We start from the raw sequence: 22,382 nt of genomic DNA on the forward strand, positions 1-22,382 counted from the left end.
GCACTCGTTGCGGCTGGCGCGATGGCGCGACATGCGGCGTCGCGCTGCAGCGATCGCACCATGGATGTCTTCCCTCCCTGTCCCGAGCCTTGCGGCGAGCGTCCGCCCGTTGCGGCGGATCGCCACCTGTTTGGAGGCGCCGCGAAGGCGCCGCCTTTCGTGAAAGCGGACATAGCCTCGCGTGGCCCTGGTATGTACGACAAATGAAATTTTCGTCGTACCCTATTCTCCCAACGAATATGTGACGGTGGGGGGGGGAGACAGCATGGTGCAACCGGCGACCGGATGGTTCGGCGCGACGCGCCTCAAGACCCGCCACCTGGCGCTGCTGCTGCATCTGTACGAGCAGCGATCGGTGCTGCGCGCGGCCGAGGCGGCGAACATGACCCAACCGGCCGCGTCCAAGCTGCTGGCGGAGATGGAGTCGCTGCTGGGGGTGCCGCTGTTCGAACGCCACGCGCGCGGGGTGGAGCCGACCTGGTACGGCCAGGTGTTGATCCGCCGGGCGCGGTCGGCGTTGTCGGAGATCGGACGCGCGCACGACGAGATCGCGGCGCTGCGCAGCGGCCGCATGGGCCAGGCCTCGATCGGCACCGTGGTCAATCCCGGCACCACTCTGGTGCCGCAGGCCATCGCGGCGGTCAAGCGCGACTTCCCGGACATCCTGATCCGGGTCGAGATGGACTACAGCCGGCCGCTGGTGGCGCGCCTGCTCGACGGCCAGCTCGACATCGTCGTCGGCCGCATCATGGGCCCGGAGGGCGCCGCCGACCTCGACTTCGAGCCGCTGGCCGACGAGCCGCACGCGGTGATCGTCCGCGAAGGCCATCCGCTGGCGCGTCGGGAAACCGTGCACCATGCAGACCTCGCCGAATTCGGCTGGATCATGCCCCCGGTGGCCAGCGTGTTGCGGACGCGCCTGGACGCGGTATTCCTCGAACTGGGCCTGACCCTGCCGCAGAACATCGTCGAGACCGCCTCGCTGCCGGTGATCATCCACCTGCTGCGGCACAGCGACCTGCTGACCGCGCTGCCTCCCGAATCGGTGGGGCCCTACCTGCAGACCGGGCAGATGCGCGTGCTGCCGATCGACCTCGGCGTACGCATGGAGTTCTTCGGCATCGTGCGCCGCCGCGACCAGCTGCTGTCGCCCGGGGCGGAACGGGTGTTGGAAGCGCTGCGCGCGACCGCGCGTCGGCTTTATCCACCCACGCCGCGCGTGGGTGCTGTCTGAGGGCGCGAGACCGCGGACCTTCCGGCCGGACGGGGGTGCATGCCCCGTCCTGAGCTATTCCGAAGTGAACTAGCTCCTGGCCAAAAATTCATTTGTCGTGCATGGCTGGTCACCCCATGCTCGCAGAGGACGGCGGTGTCTTGCGCTGTCATCGACGGCTGCGCATAGCACGCCGCCGAAGTCCGGCGTCACGACAACTCGGCCTTTCCGCTTGTCATGTGCCCTTGGGAGGGGAACACCATGCCAACGCTCTGCAACCGCCACCCGGCCACCGGGAACGCGGCATCCGATGCCACCCGTACGTTCCGCCGGTCCGCCATCGCTCTCGGCGTCGCGGCCATGCTGGCCGCCCCCGCCTACGCGCAGGAGGCGGCCGTCCCGGCGCAGCCGGACGAGGCGACCGACCTCGACAAGGTCGTGGTCACCGGCATTCGCGGGTCCGTCTACCGGGCCCAGGACATCAAGCGCGATGCCGCGACCTTCGTCGATTCGGTGACCGCACTCGACATCGGCGCGCTGCCCGACCGCAGCGTCACCGAGACGCTCTCGCGCATCCCGGGCGTGACCATCGACCGTTTCCTGTCGGTCGGCGATCCGGAGCACTTCTCCGCCGAAGGCGGCGGCGTGCAGGTGCGCGGCCTGACCCAGGTGCGGTCCGAACTCAACGGCCGCGACAGCTTTTCCGCCTCCGGCGGCCGCGCGCTGAGCTTCCAGGACGTCCCGTCCGAGCTGATGGCCGGCGTCGACGTGTACAAGAACCAGACCGCCGAGATGATCGAGGGTGGCCTGGGCGGCACCGTCGACCTGCGCACCTTCATGCCGCTGGACTTCGAGGAGAGCCGCCTCGGCGTGTCCTTCAGCGCCAACCGCGGCGATTTCGCCGACAAGGTCAAGCCGTCCGGCTCGATCCTCTACAGCAACCGCTGGGAGACCGGTGCCGGCGACTTCGGCATCCTGGTCGACGTGGCGCATTCGGAACTGGCCACCCGCACCGACGGCATGTTCGTGCGGCCGTTCTTCAATACCGCCAACAGCGACCTCGACGGCGACGGCACCAACGAACAGCTGTGGCTGCCGCGCGGCGCCGACTGGCGCACGCTGGAATACGAGCGCGAGCGCCAGGGTGCGTATGTCGCGTTGCAGTGGCGGCCGAACGAGAACCTCGAGCTGTTCGCCACCGCGTTCCAGAGCAAGTACGACGAACTCTGGTACGAGGACGCCATCTTCGTCCAGAACGATCCGCTGCAGGTGCGGCTCGACGCCAGCCAGCCTTACCAGCTGGACGGCAACGTGTTCGTCTCCGGCCGGCTGCGCTCGGACGGCGACATCCCGATGGGCACCGACATCCGCGCGTCCCATCGCGAATCCAAGACCTCGGACTATTCGTTCGGCATGAAGTGGAACTTCAGCGAGCGCACCGAGTTCTCCACCGAACTGCAGTTCATCAAGGCTACCACCCGAGTGCTCGATTCCACTGTCGCCCTGGGCCTCAACGTGCCCTACGTCGACGTCGACCTCGGCTCCGGCCGCCCGATCATCGGCGTGGACAACCAGTTCACGGCGAACCCCGGCAACTACTACTGGGGTTTCACCATGGACCACCGCGACGACAACGAGGCCGAGGAAGTGGCCTGGCGCGCCGACCTCAAGCACAGCTTCGACGCCGGGTTCTTCGAATCGATCAAGTTCGGCGTGCGCCTGACCGACCGCGATGCCACCAGCATCGATACCGGCTACGACTGGCAGCCGGTGTTCCAGACCTGGATGCAGTGGTGGGCTCTGCCCGGCGACCAGCCGCTGCCGGGACTGGATCTGAACGGCACGGTCAACTCCAGCCTGGTGAACCTGGCCACGTTCGAGAACTTCTACCGCGGCAATGCCAACACACCCGGCTCCTTCTATGCCCCGGTCCTGGCGACGGCGCTGGGTTTCCCGCAGAGCTACCTCGACATCCACGGGGCTGCCATTCCGTACTACGACTGCTGCTACGGACAGATCACGCCGCGCAACCTCGAGGACTCGCAGTGGCGCAACGTGCAGGGCGAGAAGACCACGGCCGCGTACGCGATGCTGAACTTCGGCATCGACGACGCCCTGTTCGACGGCAACGTCGGCGTGCGCGTGATCCGCACCGAGAACAAGGCCGACGGGTTCCTGATCTACCCGGACGTCTTCTACGCGCCCTACCTGGGCGCCGGCGAATCGGAGCCGATCACGGCGCGCAATTCCTACACCGACGTGCTGCCCAGCCTGAATCTGCGCTGGGAGTTCGCGCCCAACCTGATCGCACGCTTCGCCGCGTCCAAGGCCATCGCGAGGCCGAACTTCAGCGACATGCAGGCCTACCAGCAGCTGAGCGTGGCCACGAGACCCGGCATCGATCCTCCCGATGACGGCAGCCTGCTGCCGATCGAGGACCTGGAGCTGACCGGCAGCTCGAACGACAACCCGTACTTGGAGCCGATGAAGGCCAACCAGTTCGACCTGTCGCTGGAGTGGTACTTCGCACCGGACCACGGCGGCATGGCCTGGGTGAACTTCTTCTACAAGGACGTGAAGGACTATTTCCGTCAGCAGACGGAGCTGGTGGCGTATCCAGGGGTCGACGGCAACGAATACGACTACCTGATCTCACGGATGGTCAACATCGGCACCGCCAAGATCCAGGGTGCGGAGGTCGGCTGGAACCAGTTCTTCGATTTCCTGCCTGCACCGTTCGACGGCTTCGGCATGTCGGCCAACTACACCTACATCGACAGCTCGACCAGGATACCGGCCCAGTCGAACGCAGTCCCGATCGACACCGACGGCAGCCTGTTCGGCGATCTGCCGGCCGACGGCCTGTCGAAGAATTCGTACAACGCCGCGCTGTTCTACGAGAAGGGGCCGTGGCAGGTGCGCTTCGCCTACAACTGGCGCAGCGAATACCTGCTGTCGGTCGGGCCGAACGGCTACAACGGCGAGGACGGCGGCATTCCGTGGAAGCTGCCGGTGTACAGCGACAGCTTCGGCCAGCTGGACGGTTCGATCTTCTACAGGTTCTCCGACAACGTGCAGATCGGCCTGGAGATGAACAACCTCAACAACGCCGAGCAGCGCACGATCATGGACCAGAACGGCGCAGGCAAGCGCATCACCTCCTGGTACGTCAACGACCGTCGTTACGCCGCGACGCTGCGCTTCACCTTCTGACGGGCACGGGTCGGCCGGACGCCGTATGCGGGCGTCCGACCGGAATCCGGGTGCGAGCGGATGCGCCGCGCGCATCCGCTCGCGGACCAGTGGCTTCCCCTCCCGGGCCGCATCCGCGACTGCCGCGGCGACGCGCCGCCAGCCCCGTGCATGTGCACTGGCGGCGCGCCGGCCGCGTCACCACCGCGACGCCGGATCGACTGCGTCGACCGGTTCGGATGAAACGCTTTCGGATGTATCGAATCCGCGCCTACGGCCATCGGCCGATACGGCGATGCATTGACGGGTCCGAAATGCGAGCGCTAACATCGAGACAGGGCGCGTAGTCGCCGAGGGGACAACAAACGACCGGTTCATCCGGCATGCGGGTTTCCGCGCGGGCGCCAGCACGGTGGCGTCGTCGTGCGGGCGGTGGTCTGCGACCAGCGCGGGTGACGAGGCGCGGATACTTGCGCGCCGGTGAAAGGCCGTGCAGCAAGACGCGACATACAACTCGATCCGTTCGACGCGCATTCCTCGGGAGGGAACACCATGCGAACGTTCAACTACCGCCAGCCGGCCGTCCGGCAGGCGGGTTTCGACACCCTGCGCACATTCCGCCGCAGCGCCATCGCCCTCGGCGTGGCCGCCCTGTTGTCCACGCCGCTGCATGCCCAGACCACCGGGGCGGATGCGCCGGCCCGCACCGCAACCGACGCCACCGACCTCGACGCCGTGGTGGTGAAGGGCGTCCGTGGTGCGGTCATGCGTGCTCAGGACATCAAGCAGGACGCCCCGCAGATCATCGATTCGGTCACCGCCGAGGACATCGGCGCATTGCCCGACCGCAGCGTCACCGAGACCATGAAGCGCATCAGCGGCGTGACCGTGACCGGCTTCGCCGCGCGCGACGATACCGACCACTTCTCGGCCGAAGGCAGCGGCGTGATGATCCGCGGCCTGACCTTCGTGCGCGGCGAGCTCAACGGGCGCGACGTGTTCAGTGCCAACGGCGGCCGCGGGATCAGCTTCGAGGAAGTCCCGGCCGAGCTGATGGCGGGCGTGGATGTGTACAAGAACCCGTCCGCCGAAATCATCGAGGGCGGCCTGGGCGGCACCGTCAACCTGCGCACCCGCATGCCGTTCGACGAGCCTGGCCGCAAGATCGCCGGCAGCATCGACTACAACCGCGGCGACAAGGCCAAAGACGGCAGGCCATCGGGCTCCTTCCTGTTCAGCGATCGCTGGGAAACGGGCATCGGCGAGATCGGGTTCCTGGCCAATGTGTCCTACTCCGAGCTCGCGACGCGGTCCGACGGCGTGCAGATCCAGCCGTTCGTGCGCCGTGGGCGCATGCCTGCCGAGCAGCCCGAAGGTGGGCCCGACGACTGGTACTACGACTGGGAGCGTGGCAGCTGGCAGCCCGCCGAAAGCCAGCGCGACGACCTGCTCGCCGGCACGGACTTCGACCAGGTATTCGTGCCCGGCGGTCTGAACTGGCGCCGCACCGACTTCGACCGCAAGCGCCAGGGCGGCGCGTTCGCCTTCCAGTGGCGGCCGAACGAGGATACCGAGCTCTATACACAGTTCATCACCTCCCGGTACGACCTGGAATGGCGCGAGCACTTCATGGAGTGCTGCGGCAGCATGGAGAAGAACGACATCAACTGGCAGGGCGATCCGACGAGGTTCGCGCCCTGGTACGAGGATGGACTGGCCGACCGGACCAACAACGTGGTGCCGATGCCGGGCACGGTGTTCGAGTACGACGAGCACGGCCGGTTCCTGCGCGGCACCCTGCGTCAGGGCGGTTGGCGGGGGACGCCGGATGATGGGCCGGCCAACATGTACCAGGGACCGGGCATCCAGTTCGCTGCGGGCAACCGCTACAACGTGCAGCATTCCAAGACCACCGACTGGTCGGTGGGATTCCGGCACTTCCTGAGCGATGCGCTGGTCGTGCGCGGCGACTTCCAGTACGTGAAGTCCACCAGCGACAATGTCGACTTTTCCGTCCACACCTCCACCCTGCTCGAACAGGTCACGCTCGACCTGACCGGCAAGTATCCGTCGCTGACCATCGGCGATCCTTCCAGCGCCCTGGCCCAGGAGAACTACTTCTGGCGCTCGGCGATGGACCACGTGGCGGACAACGAGGGCACGGAGCGCGCGGGCCGGATCGATCTGGAATACAGCTTCGACGACAGCCCGTGGCTGCGGATGTGGCGCGCAGGCGTGCGCCTGGCCGACCGCAGCTACTCGAGCCTGTCCACCAACTGGAACTGGGGCCCGATCAGCGACGACTGGCGTCGGATCGCCAACCCGCCGGATCCCAACCGACCGCCGGTGGCCTGGCTGGACCAGTTCTATCCAGGCGACTCGATGCTCTATTCGATGTCGGACTTCTTCGGCGGCCGCGTCAACGTCCCGGTCCAGTTCTGGACCGCGCGCGACGGTCTGGTCACGCGCGATAACGTACTGGCCACGCTGTCGACCATTCCGTCCACAGGCGATACCTGGAGCCCGGTGCAGTACGGGCCGGAGTTCGTGAACTCGCAGGACGAGCGTACGCAGGCCGCCTACGGCATCCTGTACTTCGGCAACGACGAAATGGCCAAACCGCTGGACGGCAATGTCGGCGTGCGCGTGGTCAAGACCAGCGTCCGCAGCGACGGCGGCTACCAGCTGCCCAACATGTCGAATTGGGGGCCTGACATCGTGACCCAGGAAGTGCTCGATACGTTCCGGGGGCAGACCTTCAGGACCGATCCGAATCGCACCACCTACACCGACGTGCTGCCCAGCCTGAATCTGCGCTGGCGCTTCGACCACGGCCTGCAGGCGCGGTTCGCGGCTTCGAAGGCCATCGCCCGCCCGGAGTTCCGGGTCATGCAGCCCTGGCTGACGCTGTCCGCCTCGGCGGACTCCTGCCGCTGGGCCCTGCGCGACGGCCTGCGGACCGAGCTGTGCGGCATCGACGACTTGAGCTACAGCGGCAGCGCGGGCAGTCCGGACCTGAAGCCGATGCGGGCGACGCAGTTCGACGCGGCACTCGAGTGGTACTTCGGGCCCGCCAACAGCGCGTACGTCACCTTCTTCCACAAGGACGTCAAGAACTACTTCGCGTCGCTGACGGGAACCGAGTCCTGGGACGGCATCGAGTACACCGTGACGCGTACCCGCAACCTGGACAAGGGCAAGATCCGCGGCTTCGAACTCGGTTATTCGCAGTTCTTCGACTTCCTGCCCGGCTTCGGCGTGCAATCCAACTACACCTTCGTCGACAGCTCGGGTGGCACCAACGCGGTCGTGAATCCATTCGACGTGGATACGCAGGCTGCCCCGCTCGAGCTCCCGCTCGAAGGGCTGTCGCGTCGCAGCTACAACGTACAGCTCGTGTACGAGCCCGGTCCCGTCTCCATGCGCCTGGCCTACAACTGGCGTTCGCGTTACCTGCTGACCAGCAGCGACGTGATGCCCGCGATGCGTCAGCCGGTGTGGAACGACGACTATGGCCAGCTCGACGGTTCGTTCTTCTACAACCTCAACAAGAACATCCAGATCGGTCTGCAGGTCAACAACATCACCAACAGCGTCACCAAGCTGCTGATGGGGCCGCGCGCCTACAACCGCGACGGATTCATTGATGACACGTTGTACAGCCGCGCGTGGTTCGAGAACGATCGCCGATACGCGGCGGTGCTGCGCGCCAGCTGGTAGCCGACCGCGGTGAAAGGCAGGACCAGAGGGTCGCGCGGCGTGCAGCGCGACCCTCCTGTCGCGTGAACATGTGCCCTGGACGCGCACGAGCGTCGATGATGCAACGCATCATTCCCTGCTGCTATACGCGTGGGCGTTTTCTTCATTGGTAGGGCATGCCTGTGCCGCCTATCCTGCCTGTCCGATACGTGGGGCGAGGGGATGGCGGGGGATGAGGCTGCGGAGCGGGAGATCCAGGCGAAGCGTGGACGGGTGCGGGCGGGTGGTCGCGCTGCTGGTCCTCGCGTGCCTGTGGATCGGTGCCGCCTCGTCCGCCCTTGCGTCCTACCAGTGGCGCAACGTCGCCATCGGTGGCGGCGGTTTCGTCACCGGCCTGGTGTTCCATCCGGTGCAACCGGGACTGCTCTACGCCCGCACCGACATTGGCGGCGCGTATCGCCGGGAGCCGGGCAGCGGACGCTGGACGCCGCTGCTCGACTGGATGGGCGAGGACGACACGGGACGCTTCGGGGTGGAAAGCCTCGCCCTGGATCCGTCCGATCCCGAGCGCCTCTATCTTGCGGTGGGCGCCTACCTGCACGAACGCGGCAGCACCGGCGCGATCCTGCGCTCGCGCGATCGCGGCGCGACCTTCGAGCGCACGTCGCTGCCGTTCAAGCTTGGCGGCAACGAACAGGGTCGCGGCAACGGCGAACGCCTGGCGGTGGATCCGCACGACGGCCGCGTGCTGTTCTTCGGAACCCGCGCCGACGGGCTGTGGCGCAGTGAAGACGCCGGCGCCAGCTGGGCCGAAGTGCCGGACTTCCCGGCGATCGCGACATCGAAGTCGGCGTGGGCGAAAGGCTGGCGCGACGAGGTGCCGATTGGCATCGCCTTCGTTGTGTTCGATCCGGCCAGCGGCGAACCGGGATCGCCATCGCGCACGCTCTACGCGGGCGTATCGACGAAAGAGCCGAGCGTGTACCGGTCCGACGACGCCGGCGACAGCTGGCACGCCCTGCCGGGACAGCCCGTCGGCCTGCGTCCGAGCCACATGGTGCGCGACGCGCGCGGGCGCTGGCTGCTGAGCTACGGCGACGAGCCGGGGCCGAACCACATGGCCGACGGGGCGGTGTGGCGTTTCGATCCCGCCGACGGCAGCTGGACCGACATCACGCCCGCGCCGCAGTCGAGCGGCAATGCGGGCGCGGGATTCGGCTGGGGCGCGGTCGCGGTGGATGCGAACGATGCGGACGTCATCGTCGCGTCCACCTTCCGCCGCTACCAGCCGCACGACGATATCTACCGCAGCATCGATGGCGGTCGCACCTGGACGGCGATGCTGCCGCGCTCGTCGTTCGACCATTCCAACGCACCCTGGACGCAGGATGCCAAGCCGCACTGGATGGCCGACCTCGAGATCGATCCGTACGATCCCGACCGCGTCTGGTTCGTCACCGGTTACGGCGTCTGGGCTTCGCAGAACGCGCGCGGGTTCGACCGCGGGCAGACCCTGCAATGGCGCTTCGAGCAGGAAGGGTTCGAGGAAACCGTGCCGCTGGCCCTGGTCAGCCCGCCGCAGGGCGCGCACCTGGTCAGCGGGCTGGGCGATGTCGACGGCTTCGTGCACGACGATCTCGATGTCGCGCAGCAACGCTTTGCCGGCGAGCGTTTCTCCAATACCGAAAGTCTCGCCTTCGCCGGGCGGGCGCAGCATGTCATGGTGCGCACCGGCTACTTCCACAACCGGCCCGAGGGGGCGGTGCGGGGCGCTTGGTCGAGCGACGGCGGCCGCAACTGGACGGCGTTCGCGAGCGAGCCGCCCGACGGCGACGGCGCAGGCCACATCACCCTGGCCGCCGATGGCAAGCGTGCGATCTGGAAACCGCGCAACGGTGAACGCCATTGGCTGACTGCGGACATGGGCGGACGCTGGCAGGCGGTGCAGGGCCTGCCGAAGCATGCGGTGGTCGAGGCCGACAGGATCGACGAGGGCATCTATTACGGGTTCGATGCCACCACCGGCAAGCTCTATGTCAGTGGCAATGGCGGCGTCGGCTTCAGGGAAGTCGAGGCCAGCGTCGGTGAGGTGGGCGACTGGTATCGCGCCGAGATCCGGCCGCATCCCCAACGCACCGCGGAAGCCTGGATCGCAGCGTCGTGGCGCGGCCTGCTGCACTGGTCGCTCGGCAAGCTGGAGCGGGTGCCGGGCGTCGACAACGTGATGTCGGTCGGCCTCGGCAAGCCCGCGAACGAAGGCGATCCGCCGGTGCTGTTCGTGTTCGGCGAGGTCGGCGGCAAGCGCGGGCTGTACCGGTCGGACGATAGTGGCCGTCGCTGGCGACGCATCGACCACGATGGCCAGCGATTCGGTGGCGTCATCCGCCACGTGACCGGTGATCCGCGCCTGCATGGCCGCGTCTACTTCGGCACCGAGGGACGCGGCATCTGGTACGGGGATCCGCGATGAAGTCGATGGTCGCCGCCGTCCTGGTGTGGGCAGCCATCGTGTTGCCGCTCGCCCAGTCGCAGGCGACCGAACGAACGCAGCAGTCCGGTGATGGCGAGATGGCGCAGGACGGGTATCGCCCGTTGCCGGCCGGGGACGCACCGTCCTCCGCGGAAACCCCGTCGCTGTCGATCGCGCAGGACGACATGCCGTCGTTGATCGCCAACGTCGCGGCGCGCTCGACGCGTTCGCTGGACGGAACCTGGCAGGCGATGATCGATGCCTATGGCGCCGGCATGGGCGACTGGAAGGCGGCCTGGCGCGACCGCACGCCCGAACGCCCCGACGAGTTCCACGAGTACGGGTTCGACGATGCCTTCACGCTGCAGGTGCCGGGCGACTTCAACACCCAGCATCCGCAGTTGCATTGGCTGGAGGGATCGGTCTGGTACCGCAAGCGCTTCGACTTCGATGTCGAACGGCTGAAGGCGCAGGGGCGCCGGCTGTTCGTGCATTTCGGCGCCGCCAACTATCGTGCCGATGTGTTCCTCAATGGCGAGCCGGTCGGCAGCCATGAGGGCGGGTTCACGCCGTTCCAGTTCGAACTGACCGACAAGCTGAGGCAGGGCGGGAACCGGTTGCTGGTCCATGTCGACAATCGTCGTCGCCGCGACGCCGTGCCCTCGATGGGGTTCGACTGGTTCAACTACGGCGGCCTGACCCGCAGCGTCCATCTGATCGAACTGCCGGCACGCCACGTCCGCGACTACCACCTGCAACTGTCGCCCGACGACCGGCAGGAAGTGCGCGGCTGGGTGCAGGTCGCGCCCGCGCAGGCCGAACTGCCGGTGCAGGTGGAACTGCCCGAGATCGGCATCTCGGTCGACGCGCGCACCGATGCCGATGGCCGTGCCGCGATCGTGTTCCGCGCGCCGCTGCAGCTGTGGTCGCCGCAGCAGCCGAAGCTGTACCGGGTCCGGGTGTCCGCCGCCGGCGATACGGTGGAAGACGACATCGGTTTCCGCAGCATCGCGGTGCGGGGCGAGAAGATCCTGCTCAACGGCGAACCGATCCATCTGCGCGGTATCAACCTGCACGAGGAGATCGACAGCCGGCGCGCGGCATCGGACGACGACTATCGGCGCCTGCTGGAGCAGGTGCGCGCGCTGGGCGCCAACTTCGCGCGCACCGGGCACTACCCGTTCGGCGAGGCGTTCGTGCGCCAGGCCGACCGCATGGGCATCCTGCTGTGGAGCGAGATCCCGGTCTACCAGGGCATCGATTTCGACGATCCCGGAACGCGGGACAGGATGCGGCGGATGCTGGCCGAGATGATCGGTCGCGACCGCAATCGCGCGGCGGTGGCGATGTGGGGCATCGCCAATGAAACCGCGCCGGGCCCGTCGCGCGACGCGATGCTGACCGCGCTGGCGGCGCAGGCGCGCGCGCAGGATCCGACCCGGTTGATTGCCGCGGCCTTCTATGGCCCGGGCTTCCGTGGCGCACGACTGGAGATGCAAGACCCGCTGTTCCCGGCGATCGACGTGATCGGTGCCAACATCTACTACGGCTGGTACACGCCGTGGGCGGTCGAGCCGGAACAGGTTGAATGGATCCGGCCGGGCAAGCCGCTGCTGATCTCGGAGTTCGGTGCCGAGGCCAAGTACGGGAACCGCGGTGCCGGCGAACGGGCCGGCGACTGGGACGAGGAATACCAGGCAGAGTTCTATCGCAAGCAGTTCCGGATGATCCAGCGTCTCCCGTTCGTGCAGGGCACGGTGCCGTGGCTGCTGGCCGATTTCCGCTCGCCGGTACGCATGCACCCCTATCAGGCTGGCTACAACCGCAAGGGGCTGCTGTCGGAGAACGGCGAGCGCAAACTCGCATGGCAGGTGGTGGCGGACTTCTATGGCTCCGCGGCCGCGTCTCCGCAAGTCAACAGGGAAGCATCCGCCAATGACTAGATTGCATTCCATCCGTTCCGTGCGTGCAGCGCTGTTGCTGCTCGGCCTGTGGTTGACGACGGCTTCTGCCCATGCGGTCGAGCTGCCTCGTGTGTTCTCGGACGGCATGGTGCTGCAGCGCGATCGGCCGATCATCGTCTGGGGCCGCGCCGACGCGGGTGCGCGCATTGAGGTCGCGCTCGAGGGGGATCGGGCCCGTGCCACGGCCGATGCCGATGGCGCGTGGCGCGTCGCGCTGCCCGCGCGCGTGGCAGGCGGCCCGTTCACGATGCGGATCGCCGATGGCGTCGCGCCACGCGAACTGCGCGACGTGCTGGTCGGAGACGTGTGGCTGGCCTCCGGCCAGTCGAACATGGAGTGGCCGATCGCGCAGTCGGCCGATGCGGAAGCGGAGATCGCGCGCGCCATCGATCCGCTGATCCGCCACTTCAAGGTGCCCAAGTCATGGGCGGGCGAACCGCAATGGCAACTGGCCGGTGGCGACTGGGTCGCGTCGTCACCGGCGGTGGCCGGCAACTTCTCGGCCGTGGCGCACTTCTTCGCGCGTGAGCTGCGCCGGTCGCAGGGCGTGCCGATCGGCATCGTCGACAGCACCTGGGGCGGCAGCAGCATCGAGGCGTGGATGGACGCGGCGACGCAGGGCATCGACGGCGAGGCGCAGGCCGCGCTGGCCGCGACGCTGAAGGCCGACGACGAACGCGCGCTGGCGCAGACGCACGCGAATCTCGCGCGCTGGCAGCTGCCGGCCGACGACCGCGGCTGGCAGGCGGCAGACCTCGACGCCGCGGACTGGGCCGGGATCGCCGTGCCCGGGCTGTGGGAGGGCGGTGGCTTCAACGGCATGGACGGCGTGGCGTGGTACCGCACCACGTTCGAGCTGGGTGCAGCCGAGGCCGGACGGGGGCTCACCCTGGGCGTCGGACGCATCGACGACACCGACACCACCTGGGTCAACGGCGTCGAGGTCGGCGTTACCGAATCGCAGTACAACCTGGCGCGCGTGTACGAGGTGCCGGCCTCGGCGCTGCGCGCCGGCACCAACACCATCACGGTGCGGGTGACCGACCTGGGTGGCGGTGGCGGGATCCACGGTCCTGCGAAGGAACTGTTCGTGCAGCCCGAGGGCGGCGCGCGCCGTTCGCTGGCAGGAACGTGGGCGTTCAGACCCGCACAGGTCACCGCCCTCGCGCTCGACGACGACAAGAACCAGCGCGCGACCCTGCTGTACAACGCGATGATCCACCCGCTGCAACCGCTGCCGGTGCGCGGCGTGATCTGGTACCAGGGTGAGGCGAATGCCGGCAGCGTGGTACAGGCGTCGGCGTACCGCGAGCAGTTCCGGGCGATGATCCGGCAGTGGCGCGCGCAGTTCGATGCTCCGGCGCTGCCGTTCCTGTGGGTGCAGCTGGCCAGCTGGCATTCGGGCGGCGACGACGGCGACACCAGCCCCTGGGCGGTGCTGCGCGAATCCCAGACTGCGGCGCTGTCGCTGCCGGCCACCGCGCAGGTGGTGGCAATCGACATTGGCGATGTCGGCGACATCCATCCCCGCAACAAGCAGGACGTCGGCAAGCGCCTTGCGCTGGCGGCACGTCGCGTGGCCTACGGCGAGGCGCTGGTTCACCAGGGACCTGTGTTGCAAGGCGCGCGCTTCGCCGATGGCGTGGCGATCCTGTCCTTCGACGCCGACGGACTGGCCGTACGCGGCGGTGGCGCGCTGCAGGGCTTCCGACTCGCCGGCGCTGACCACAGGTTCCACCCGGCCACCGCATCGATCGACGGCGATCGGGTGATCGTGCGCAGCGATGCCGTGGCTGCGCCGGCCGCAGTGCGCTACGCATGGAGCGATGCGCCGGTGGAAGCCAACCTGGTCGACGGCAGTGGACTGCCGGCGTCGCCGTTCCGGAGTGATGACTGGTGAGGGTGCTGATGGAGGAGAGATCGTCGGTGCAATCGCCGCTGCGTGATGCGGCAGAAGCTGGTGCTTCTGCCTCTGCTTCTGCCTCTGCTTTTGCCGGTGTGTTTGCTCTTTCGAGCCGTAAAGCGAGCCGAGCACCGCAGCCGGTGGCGGCCGAAGAGGCGCCCATGTCTGAGCGCAGCGAGTTTGGGCGCCGTGCCGCCGCCGGCGAGGAGCGCAGGGGACCGGCGCGGCGAAGCCGTGCCGGCTCGCGTCCGGTGAAAGGGCTTTTGGTTCCTTTTGGCCCGTCAAAAGGAACTCGCCCGCGCAGCGGGCGAAAGCTCTTGCTCTTGCCTTCGAAGTGCTTGCTCGTTTCGCAAGAAAAGCAACTGCAACAGCTTCCGCGCTGTCGCGCGGGTGACTTTTGTCTTGGCAAAAGTCACCAAAACCGTTTTCGCCGGACGCGAGCCGGACTGGCTGCGCCAGTCCGGTTCCCTGCGCTTCTCGGTCGGCGGGGCACGCGGCCCAAACTCGCTGCGCTCAAACATGGGCCGCTCTCCGGCCCCGCCGCCCTGCGATGCTCGGCTCGCTTTACGGCTCGGAAAGCCAACGCAACAGCAACAGCAACAGCAACAGCAACAGCAACAGCAACAGCGCACAGGTCATGCCCCAGGAGAACGCCATGACGCAGGTATTGCCGATGGCCGCAGTGCGACCCGCCTCGATCGTCAGTCAGGCGCGGAGCACGCTGCTCGCGCTGTTCGCCACGGCCACTCTCGTGCTGGCCGGTTGCCAGCGTCAACCCGCCGCCCCTGCCGATGCGTCCGTGCCCGAGGCGGCCGCCGCAGCCGATGCGGCGGACGGCGTTGCAAGCGCGGGTGCGAGAAACAACAACACGACCGGTGAACGCCCGATCCCGCGCTTCGAAAGCAAGGACGGCAAGCACGCCCTGATCGTCGACGGCGCCCCGTTCCTGGTCCTCGGCGGACAGGCGCACAACTCGAGCAACTATCCCGAGCCGCTCAAGCAGGTGTGGCCGGCGCTCGACGACCTGGGCGCGAACACGCTGTCGATCTCGGTGGCCTGGGAACAGGTCGAGCCGGAGGAGGGCAGGTTCGACTTTTCCTTCGTCGACCATCTGCTGGCGCAGGCGCGCGAACACGACAAGCGGCTGATCCTGCTGTGGTTCGCGACCTGGAAGAACAACGGTCCCGCCTATGCGCCGCGCTGGGTGAAGCTGGACAACGACCGCTTCCCGCGCGTGGTGCTGCAGGACGGTACGGTGCTGAACTCGCTGTCGCCGCACGCGAAGGCCACGCTCGAGGCCGACCGCAAGGCCTTCGCGAAACTGATGGCGTACCTGCGCGACCACGATGCGCAGCGCACGGTGATCATGGTGCAGCCGCAGAACGAGCCGGGCACCTACGGCGGGGTGCGCGACTTCTCGCCGATGGCACAGGAAGTATTCGAAGCACCGGTGCCGGAGGCGCTGGTCGAGTACCTGGACAGGTCGCCCGGCACCTGGCGCGAGGTGTTCGGCGACGATGCCGACGAGACCTTCCACGCCTGGCACATCGCCCGCTACATCGACCAGGTCGCGCAGGCTGGCAAGGCCGAGTACCCGCTGCCGATGTACGTCAACGCCGCGCTGCGTGGACCATTCAACCCGGGCCAGCCGGGACAGTACGCCAGCGGTGGACCGACCGACAACATGCTCGACGTGTACAAGGCCGCGGCACCGAACATCGACCTGCTGGCGCCCGACATCTACATGCCGGAGTACTTGCACTACACCACGGTGCTCGAGCGCTACGCACGGCCGGACAACGCGCTGTTCGTCGCCGAGACCGGCAACACCCCGACCTACGCGCGCTACCTGTTCGCCGCGCTCGGCCACAACGGCATCGGCTGGGTGCCGTTCGGCATGGACTACACGCCGTACGGCAATTGGCCGCTGGGCGCGAAGCGCACCACGCCTGAGTCCATCGCTCCGTTCGCGGTCGGCTACGCGCTGGTCAACCAGGGCATGCGCGAGTTCGCGAAGGCCGCGTCCGAGGGCAAGCTGCGTGGCGTCGCGGAGCAACCCGGCGTCCCTGAGCAGCAGGTCAGGCTCAATGACCGCTGGAACGCCACCATCGCCTACGGCCTGCCGCACTTCTGGTTCCAGGGCGCGGTGCCGGGCAATCCCGAGCCGATCGGTGGCGCGCTGATCGCCGAGATCGGACCGGACGAGTTCCTGGTTACCGGCATGCACGCGCGGGTGACGATCCATCCGGCCACCGATGGCCAGGCGCTGATCTACGACCGTGTCGAGGAAGGCCGCTACGTCGATGGGGAGTGGGAATTCCACCGCAACTGGAATGGCGACCAGACCGATTACGGAGTCAATTTTTCCGATGCCGTGCAGCTGCTGCGCGTGACGTTGGCGACCTACCGCACCACTTCCGATGCAACGCAACAGGAGAACTGACGCCATGAACCCTCCCTTCAATCATGCGCGCTGGCTGGTGCTGCCGCTGGCGGCGGCCCTGGCGGGCTGCGGCGTCTCGGCGTCGGGTGCCTGGGAACGCACCGGCGACAGCGTCGTCGTGCGCCCGGGTGCCGATGGCGCCGCCGATGTGCGCCTGCAGGTCGTCGCCGACGACATCATCCGCGTCACCGCGGCGCCGGACGGCAAGTTCGAGCGCAGCGAAAGCCTGATGCGCGCGCCACGCGCCGGCGATGCGCCCGCGTTCGAGGTCGCCGAGGTCGACGGCAAGCTGCGTATCACTGCCGCCGCGATCTCCGCCGAGGTCTCCACAAGTGATGGCCACGTCGCGTTCTTCGACGCCTCGGGCGAGCCACTGGTGTCCGAGATCGCAGGCGGCCGCAGTTTCGAGGCGGTCGAGTTCGAGGGCAAGCCCTACTACAGCATCCGCCAGCGTTTCGAGTCGCCCGACGACGAGGCGTTCCATGGCACCGGCATGCACCAGCAGGGCTGGGTGAACCTGAAGGGTCGCAACGTCGAGCTGCTGCAGCACAACATCGACATCGCGATCCCGTTCCTGACCTCGAGCCGCAACTACGGCATCCTCTGGGACAACAACTCGATCACCCGCTACGGCGACCCGCGCGGTCTGCGTCCGCTGCTCGACACCCTGACGCTCTACGACAAGGACGGAGTCGAAGGCGCGTTGACCGCGACCTATGCGGTCGATGGCGAGGCGAAGGTCGTCCGCCGAGAGGAGGAGGTCAACTACCAGTACATCGCCAACCTCGAGAAGTTCCCGGAAGAAGGCAAGAACCTGGCCGAAGGCGGCCGCAGCGAAGTGGTGTGGGAGGGCGAGATCGCCGCGAAGACCGACGGCCAGCACACCTTCTCGCTGTTCAACAGCGAGTACGCGAAGGTTTACATCGACGGCGAGCTGGTCATGGATCGCTGGCGCCAGAACTGGAACCCGTGGCACCACGAGTTCGCGCTGGACCTCAAGGCCGGAGAGCGCCGCAAGCTGCGGCTGGAGTGGGATCGGATCGAGCCGGCGTATATCGCGCTGCTCGCGCGTGACCCGCTGCCTGCGCAAGAGGCGAACGACCTGTCGATCTGGTCCGAAGCCGCGCACGTCGTGGATTACTACGTCGTCGCCGGCGACGACGCCGACGAGGTGATCGCCGGTTATCGCGAACTCACCGGCAAATCCGTGCTGCTGCCGAAGTGGGCCTACGGCTTCTGGCAAAGCCGCGAGCGTTACAAGACCCAGAAGGAACTCACCGACACGCTCGACGAGTACCGCCGCCGCGGCCTGCCGATCGACAACATCGTGCTCGACTGGTCGTACTGGCCGGAGGACGCCTGGGGCTCGCATGACTTCGACCCGCAGCACTTCCCGGACCCGGAAGGCATGATCAGGCACGTGCACGACCGCAACGCGCAGATCATGATCTCGGTCTGGCCGAAGTTCTACCCGACCACCGACCACTTCAAGGAACTCGATGCCAAGGGCCATATGTACAAGCGCAACATCGAGGTCGGCGAACGCGACTGGATCGGCGAGGGCTACCTGAGCTCGTTCTACGATCCCTACTCGGAGGAAGCGCAGGGCATCTTCTGGCGCCAGATCGACGACAAGCTCAACAGCAAGGGCATCGATGCCTGGTGGCTGGACGCGGTCGAGCCTGACCTGCACAGCAACATCGACATCGGCGAGCGCAAGGCGCGGACCACGCCGACGGCGCTGGGGCCGTCCGTCGAGTACTTCAACTCCTACGCACTGCCCAATGCCGAAGGCGTGTACCGCGGCTCGCGCGAAGTCGATCCCGACAAGCGCGTGTTCATCCTGACCAGGTCGGGCTTCGCCGGACAGCAACGCACCGCGTCCGCGCTGTGGACCGGCGACGTTGTGCCGCGCTGGGACGACATGCGCGAGCAGGTCGCCGCCCTGGTCAACGGCTCGATGGCCGGGGTGCCCAACAACACCTTCGACATCGGCGGCTTCTCGCCCGAGCGCCGCTACGAAACCCACGACCCGGCGCACCTGCCGGAATGGCGCGAACTCAACCTGCGCTGGTTCCAGTTCGGCACCTTCGTGCCGCTGATGCGCTCGCACGGCCAGTACCCGCTGCGCGAGATCTGGAACATCGCGCCGCAGGGCACGCCGCACTACGACAGCTTCACCCACTACCTGAAGCTGCGTTACACGCTGCTGCCGTACATCTACACGCTGGCCGGCGATACCTGGCACAGGGATGGCAGCATCCTGCGCGCGCTGGGCATGGATTTCGGCGCCGATCCGCGGGTGGCCTCGATCAACGACCAGTACCTGTTCGGCCCGGCGTTCCTCGTCGCCCCGGTGACGACGTTCGGTGCGACCAGCCGCGAGGTCTACCTGCCCGCCGGCACCAGCTGGATCGAGTTCGCGACCGGTCGCCGCCACGAAGGCGGGCAGGCGATCCAGGCCGATGCGCCGCTGGCGCGGATGCCGCTGTTCGTGCGGGTCGGTTCGATCGTGCCGCGCAGCATCGTGCAGCAGTACGTCGATGAGCAGCGCGATGCGCCGGTGACGTTCGAGGTCTACACCGGCGCCGACGGCACGTTCTCGCTGTACGAGGATGACGGCCGCAACTACGGCTACGAGCGTGGCGAATCCAGCCGCATCCCGCTGTCGTGGAACGAGGCCAGCGGCGAGCTGACCATCGGCGAACGCCAGGGCAGCTGGCCGGGCATGCCGGCGGAGCGCGAGTTCCGCGTGCGCTGGATCGATGGTCCGCGTGGGGACAACGACACGCTGGAGCCGGCGGCCGACGTCAGCCTGCGCTACGACGGCACGGCGCAGGTCGTGACGCGCCCGGCGACATGAGGCCAGCGGGGCACAGCGCATGAACTTCGATCGGCGCCGGCGCGATGCGCTGAAGGCCGCGGCGCTCGCCGCGGTGGCCGGCGGCGCAGGAGCGGCCGGTTTCGGCCGGGGTGCGGACGCGCATGCCGCAGCGTCCACGCCAGCGATGGGCGTGGCCGCGGCCGCGGCTGGCGGCGACACCGATGCCAGCGCATGGGACGCGCTGCGCCTGTGGTATCCGCGCCCGGCGACGCAGTGGGTGGAGGCGCTGCCGCTGGGCAACGGCCGGCTCGGGGCGATGGTCTGGGGGGGCGGCAAGCACGAGCGCCTGCAGCTCAACGAGGACACGCTCTACGCCGGCGGCCCCTACGACCCGACTCCGCCGGATGCGCTCGGGGCGCTGCCGGAGGTGCGCCGCCTCTTGTTCGCGCGCCACTACGCGGAAGCAGAGGCGCTGGCCAACGAGCACCTGATGGGGCGCCCCCTCAAGCAGATGCCCTATCAGCCGCTCGGCGACCTGGTGCTGGATTTCTTCGAGATTGCCGAGACCAACGGCTATCGCCGCGAACTCGACCTCGACCGTGCGCTGGCCACGTCCACCTTCGAGGCGCGCGGCCTGCAGCACCTGCGCGAGGTGTTCGTCTCGCCGGTCGACCAGTGCATCGCGATGCGGCTGTCGGGCGACAAGCCGGGCCGCATCTCCCTGCGCATCGCGCTCGACAGCGACCAGCCGGCCGCGAACCTCGAGGCCGACGGCGAGGCCGGCCTGCAGTTGCGCGGCCGCAACCAGGTGGCGTTCGGGATCGAGGGGCGGCTGCGCTTCGCGCTGCGCCTGCAGGTGCTGCCGACCGGCGGCACGCTGCGCCACCATGACGACCGCATCGAGGTGCGCGAAGCCGACGAGGTGCTGCTGCTGCTCGCCGCCGCGACCAGCTTCCGCCGCTTCGACGATGTTTCCGGCGATCCGGACGCCATCACCCGCGATCAGCTTGCCGCAGCCGCACGCCGTTCCTGGCCGGAGATGCTCGACGACCACGTCGCGGCGCATCGTGCACTGTTTCGCCGCGTTTCGATCGATCTCGGCCGCACGCCGGCGGAGCAGGCCGCGCTGCCCACCGACGCGCGCGTCGCGCGCTTCGCCCAGGCGAACGATCCGCAGCTGGCCGCGCTCTACCACCAGTTCGGCCGCTACCTGCTGATCGCCAGTTCGCGCGCCGGCAGCCAGCCGGCGAACCTGCAGGGCATCTGGAACGACCTGCTGCAGCCGCCGTGGGAAAGCAAGTACACGATCAACATCAACACCGAGATGAACTACTGGCCGGCGGAGGCGGGCGCACTGCACGAATGCGCGGAGCCGCTGGAACGAATGGTCTTCGAACTCGCCGAACGCGGACGCGAGACCGCCCGGCGCATGTACGGCGCGCCGGGCTGGGTGGCCCACCACAACACCGACCTGTGGCGCGCGACCGCGCCGATCGACGGTGCGCAGTGGGGCCTGTGGCCGCTGGGTGGCGCCTGGCTGCTGCAGCACCTGTGGGACCGCTGGGATTATGGCCGCGACCCGGAGTACCTGCGCAAGGTGTACCCGCTGTTCCGGGGTGCGGCCGAGTTCTTCGCCGCCACCCTGGTCGAGGATCCCCACAACGGGGCGATGGTGACGGCGCCGTCGATCTCGCCGGAGAACGTGCATCCCTTCGGCGCCGCGCTGTGCGCCGGACCCTCGATGGACGCGCAGTTGCTGCGCGACCTGTTCGGCCAATGTATCGAGGCGGCCGCGTTGCTGGGTGTGGACGAGACGTTCGCGCGGCGGCTCGGAGCGTTGCGCGAGCGCCTGCCGCCGCACCGCATCGGCCAGGCCGGGCAATTGCAGGAATGGCAGGACGACTGGGACATGGACGTACCAGAGATCCACCACCGCCACGTCTCGCACCTGTACGCGCTGCATCCGTCGAGCCAGATCAACCTGCGCGACACGCCGCAACTGGCGGCCGCGGCGCGCCGCTCGCTCGAGATCCGCGGCGACGACGCCACCGGCTGGGGCATCGGCTGGCGCCTGAACCTGTGGGCGCGGCTGCGCGACGGCGCGCATGCGATGCAGATCCTGCGCATGCTGATCAGTCCCTCGCGCACCTATCCCAACCTGTTCGATGCGCATCCGCCGTTCCAGATCGACGGCAATTTCGGCGGCACCGCCGGCATCACCGAGATGCTGCTGCAGAGCTGGGGCGGCACGGTGTTCCTGCTGCCGGCGCTGCCGCGGGACTGGCCGACGGGCGAACTGCGCGGTGTCCGCGTGCGCAACGCGGCCTCCGTGGACCTGGCCTGGCGCGGGGGCGTGCTGGCCAGCGCGGCCCTGCGCAGCGACAAGGGCGGCGAGTACCGCGTGGACTACCGTGGCCGCGAGCTGGTGCTGACCCTGGCGGCTGGCGAGCAGGCGCTGCTCCGACCGGGCCGCGGCGGATTGCAGCGCACATGAATCCGGCAGCGGGGCGAGGCAGCGGACTGGTTTCACGGGACACCGTTCCCTGCGATTGCTGCAATGCAGGAACCGCGACACGCCACTCCGGCTACCCTATGCGTCGGATGACAGCGCAGTCATCCGGGGCCGTGACGGACGTGGCCTTGCTGTCGCTCGACGCAGGCATGGTTTCCGCGG

Annotated in this window: 10 protein-coding genes; 9 read left to right on the forward strand and 1 reads right to left on the reverse strand. The window is 68.0% G+C overall.

Translation table 11 applies throughout. The features are described from left to right. Nucleotides 1–265 precede the first annotated feature (265 nt). The 6 genes from JMO03_RS01190 to JMO03_RS01215 all read left to right on the forward strand — a co-directional run bounded on the left by JMO03_RS01190 (nt 266) and on the right by JMO03_RS01215 (nt 14,438). Nucleotides 266–1,234, forward strand: coding sequence for a LysR substrate-binding domain-containing protein (locus JMO03_RS01190; protein ID WP_202839421.1), 969 nt, complete (start codon nt 266–268; stop codon nt 1,232–1,234). A 240-nt stretch (nt 1,235–1,474) separates the two neighbouring features. Then, complete coding sequence (locus JMO03_RS01195; protein WP_238345784.1) at nt 1,475–4,426, forward strand: TonB-dependent receptor; 2,952 nt, start codon at nt 1,475–1,477, stop codon at nt 4,424–4,426. 531 nt (nt 4,427–4,957) lie between these two features. After that, nucleotides 4,958–8,125 carry a TonB-dependent receptor gene (locus tag JMO03_RS01200; protein WP_202839423.1) on the forward strand — a complete coding sequence of 1,056 codons (3,168 nt, stop codon included), beginning with the start codon at nt 4,958–4,960 and terminating at the stop codon, nt 8,123–8,125. A gap of 244 nt (nt 8,126–8,369) precedes the next feature. Beyond that, entirely contained in the window at nt 8,370–10,574 is a 2,205-nt protein-coding gene (locus tag JMO03_RS01205; protein WP_337926332.1) for a WD40/YVTN/BNR-like repeat-containing protein, read from the forward strand. Beyond that, on the forward strand, nt 10,571–12,517 hold the full coding sequence (locus JMO03_RS01210) for a glycoside hydrolase family 2 protein (RefSeq protein ID WP_238345785.1): 1,947 nt from the start codon (nt 10,571–10,573) through the stop codon (nt 12,515–12,517). Before JMO03_RS01205 ends, JMO03_RS01210 begins: the two co-directional genes overlap by 4 nt. Next, nucleotides 12,510–14,438, forward strand: a complete 1,929-nt coding sequence (locus tag JMO03_RS01215; protein ID WP_202839427.1) for a sialate O-acetylesterase — start codon at nt 12,510–12,512, stop codon at nt 14,436–14,438. The genes JMO03_RS01210 and JMO03_RS01215 overlap by 8 nt, the downstream gene beginning before the upstream one ends. Before the next feature lie 284 nt (nt 14,439–14,722). Here the strand turns inward: JMO03_RS01215 and JMO03_RS01220 are convergent, their stop codons facing one another. Beyond that, nucleotides 14,723–14,962, reverse strand: coding sequence for a hypothetical protein (locus JMO03_RS01220; protein ID WP_202839583.1), 240 nt, complete (start codon nt 14,960–14,962; stop codon nt 14,723–14,725). Between the two features lie 134 nt (nt 14,963–15,096). Between JMO03_RS01220 and JMO03_RS01230 the strand changes: the two genes are divergently transcribed. The 3 genes from JMO03_RS01230 to JMO03_RS01240 are packed head-to-tail and all read left to right on the forward strand — an operon-like array spanning nt 15,097 to nt 22,202. Then, the gene (locus JMO03_RS01230) at nt 15,097–16,884 is read left to right on the forward strand and encodes a DUF5597 domain-containing protein (RefSeq protein WP_202839429.1); all 1,788 of its coding nucleotides are present in this window, start codon (nt 15,097–15,099) and stop codon (nt 16,882–16,884) included. A 4-nt stretch (nt 16,885–16,888) separates the two neighbouring features. Continuing rightward, entirely contained in the window at nt 16,889–19,747 is a 2,859-nt protein-coding gene (locus JMO03_RS01235) for a TIM-barrel domain-containing protein (protein WP_202839431.1), read from the forward strand. 19 nt (nt 19,748–19,766) lie between these two features. Further along, on the forward strand, nt 19,767–22,202 hold the full coding sequence (locus JMO03_RS01240) for a glycosyl hydrolase family 95 catalytic domain-containing protein (protein WP_202839432.1): 2,436 nt from the start codon (nt 19,767–19,769) through the stop codon (nt 22,200–22,202). Nucleotides 22,203–22,382 lie beyond the last annotated feature (180 nt).

Source organism: Luteimonas saliphila, from assembly GCF_016774335.1.
GTDB lineage: Bacteria > Pseudomonadota > Gammaproteobacteria > Xanthomonadales > Xanthomonadaceae > Luteimonas > Luteimonas saliphila.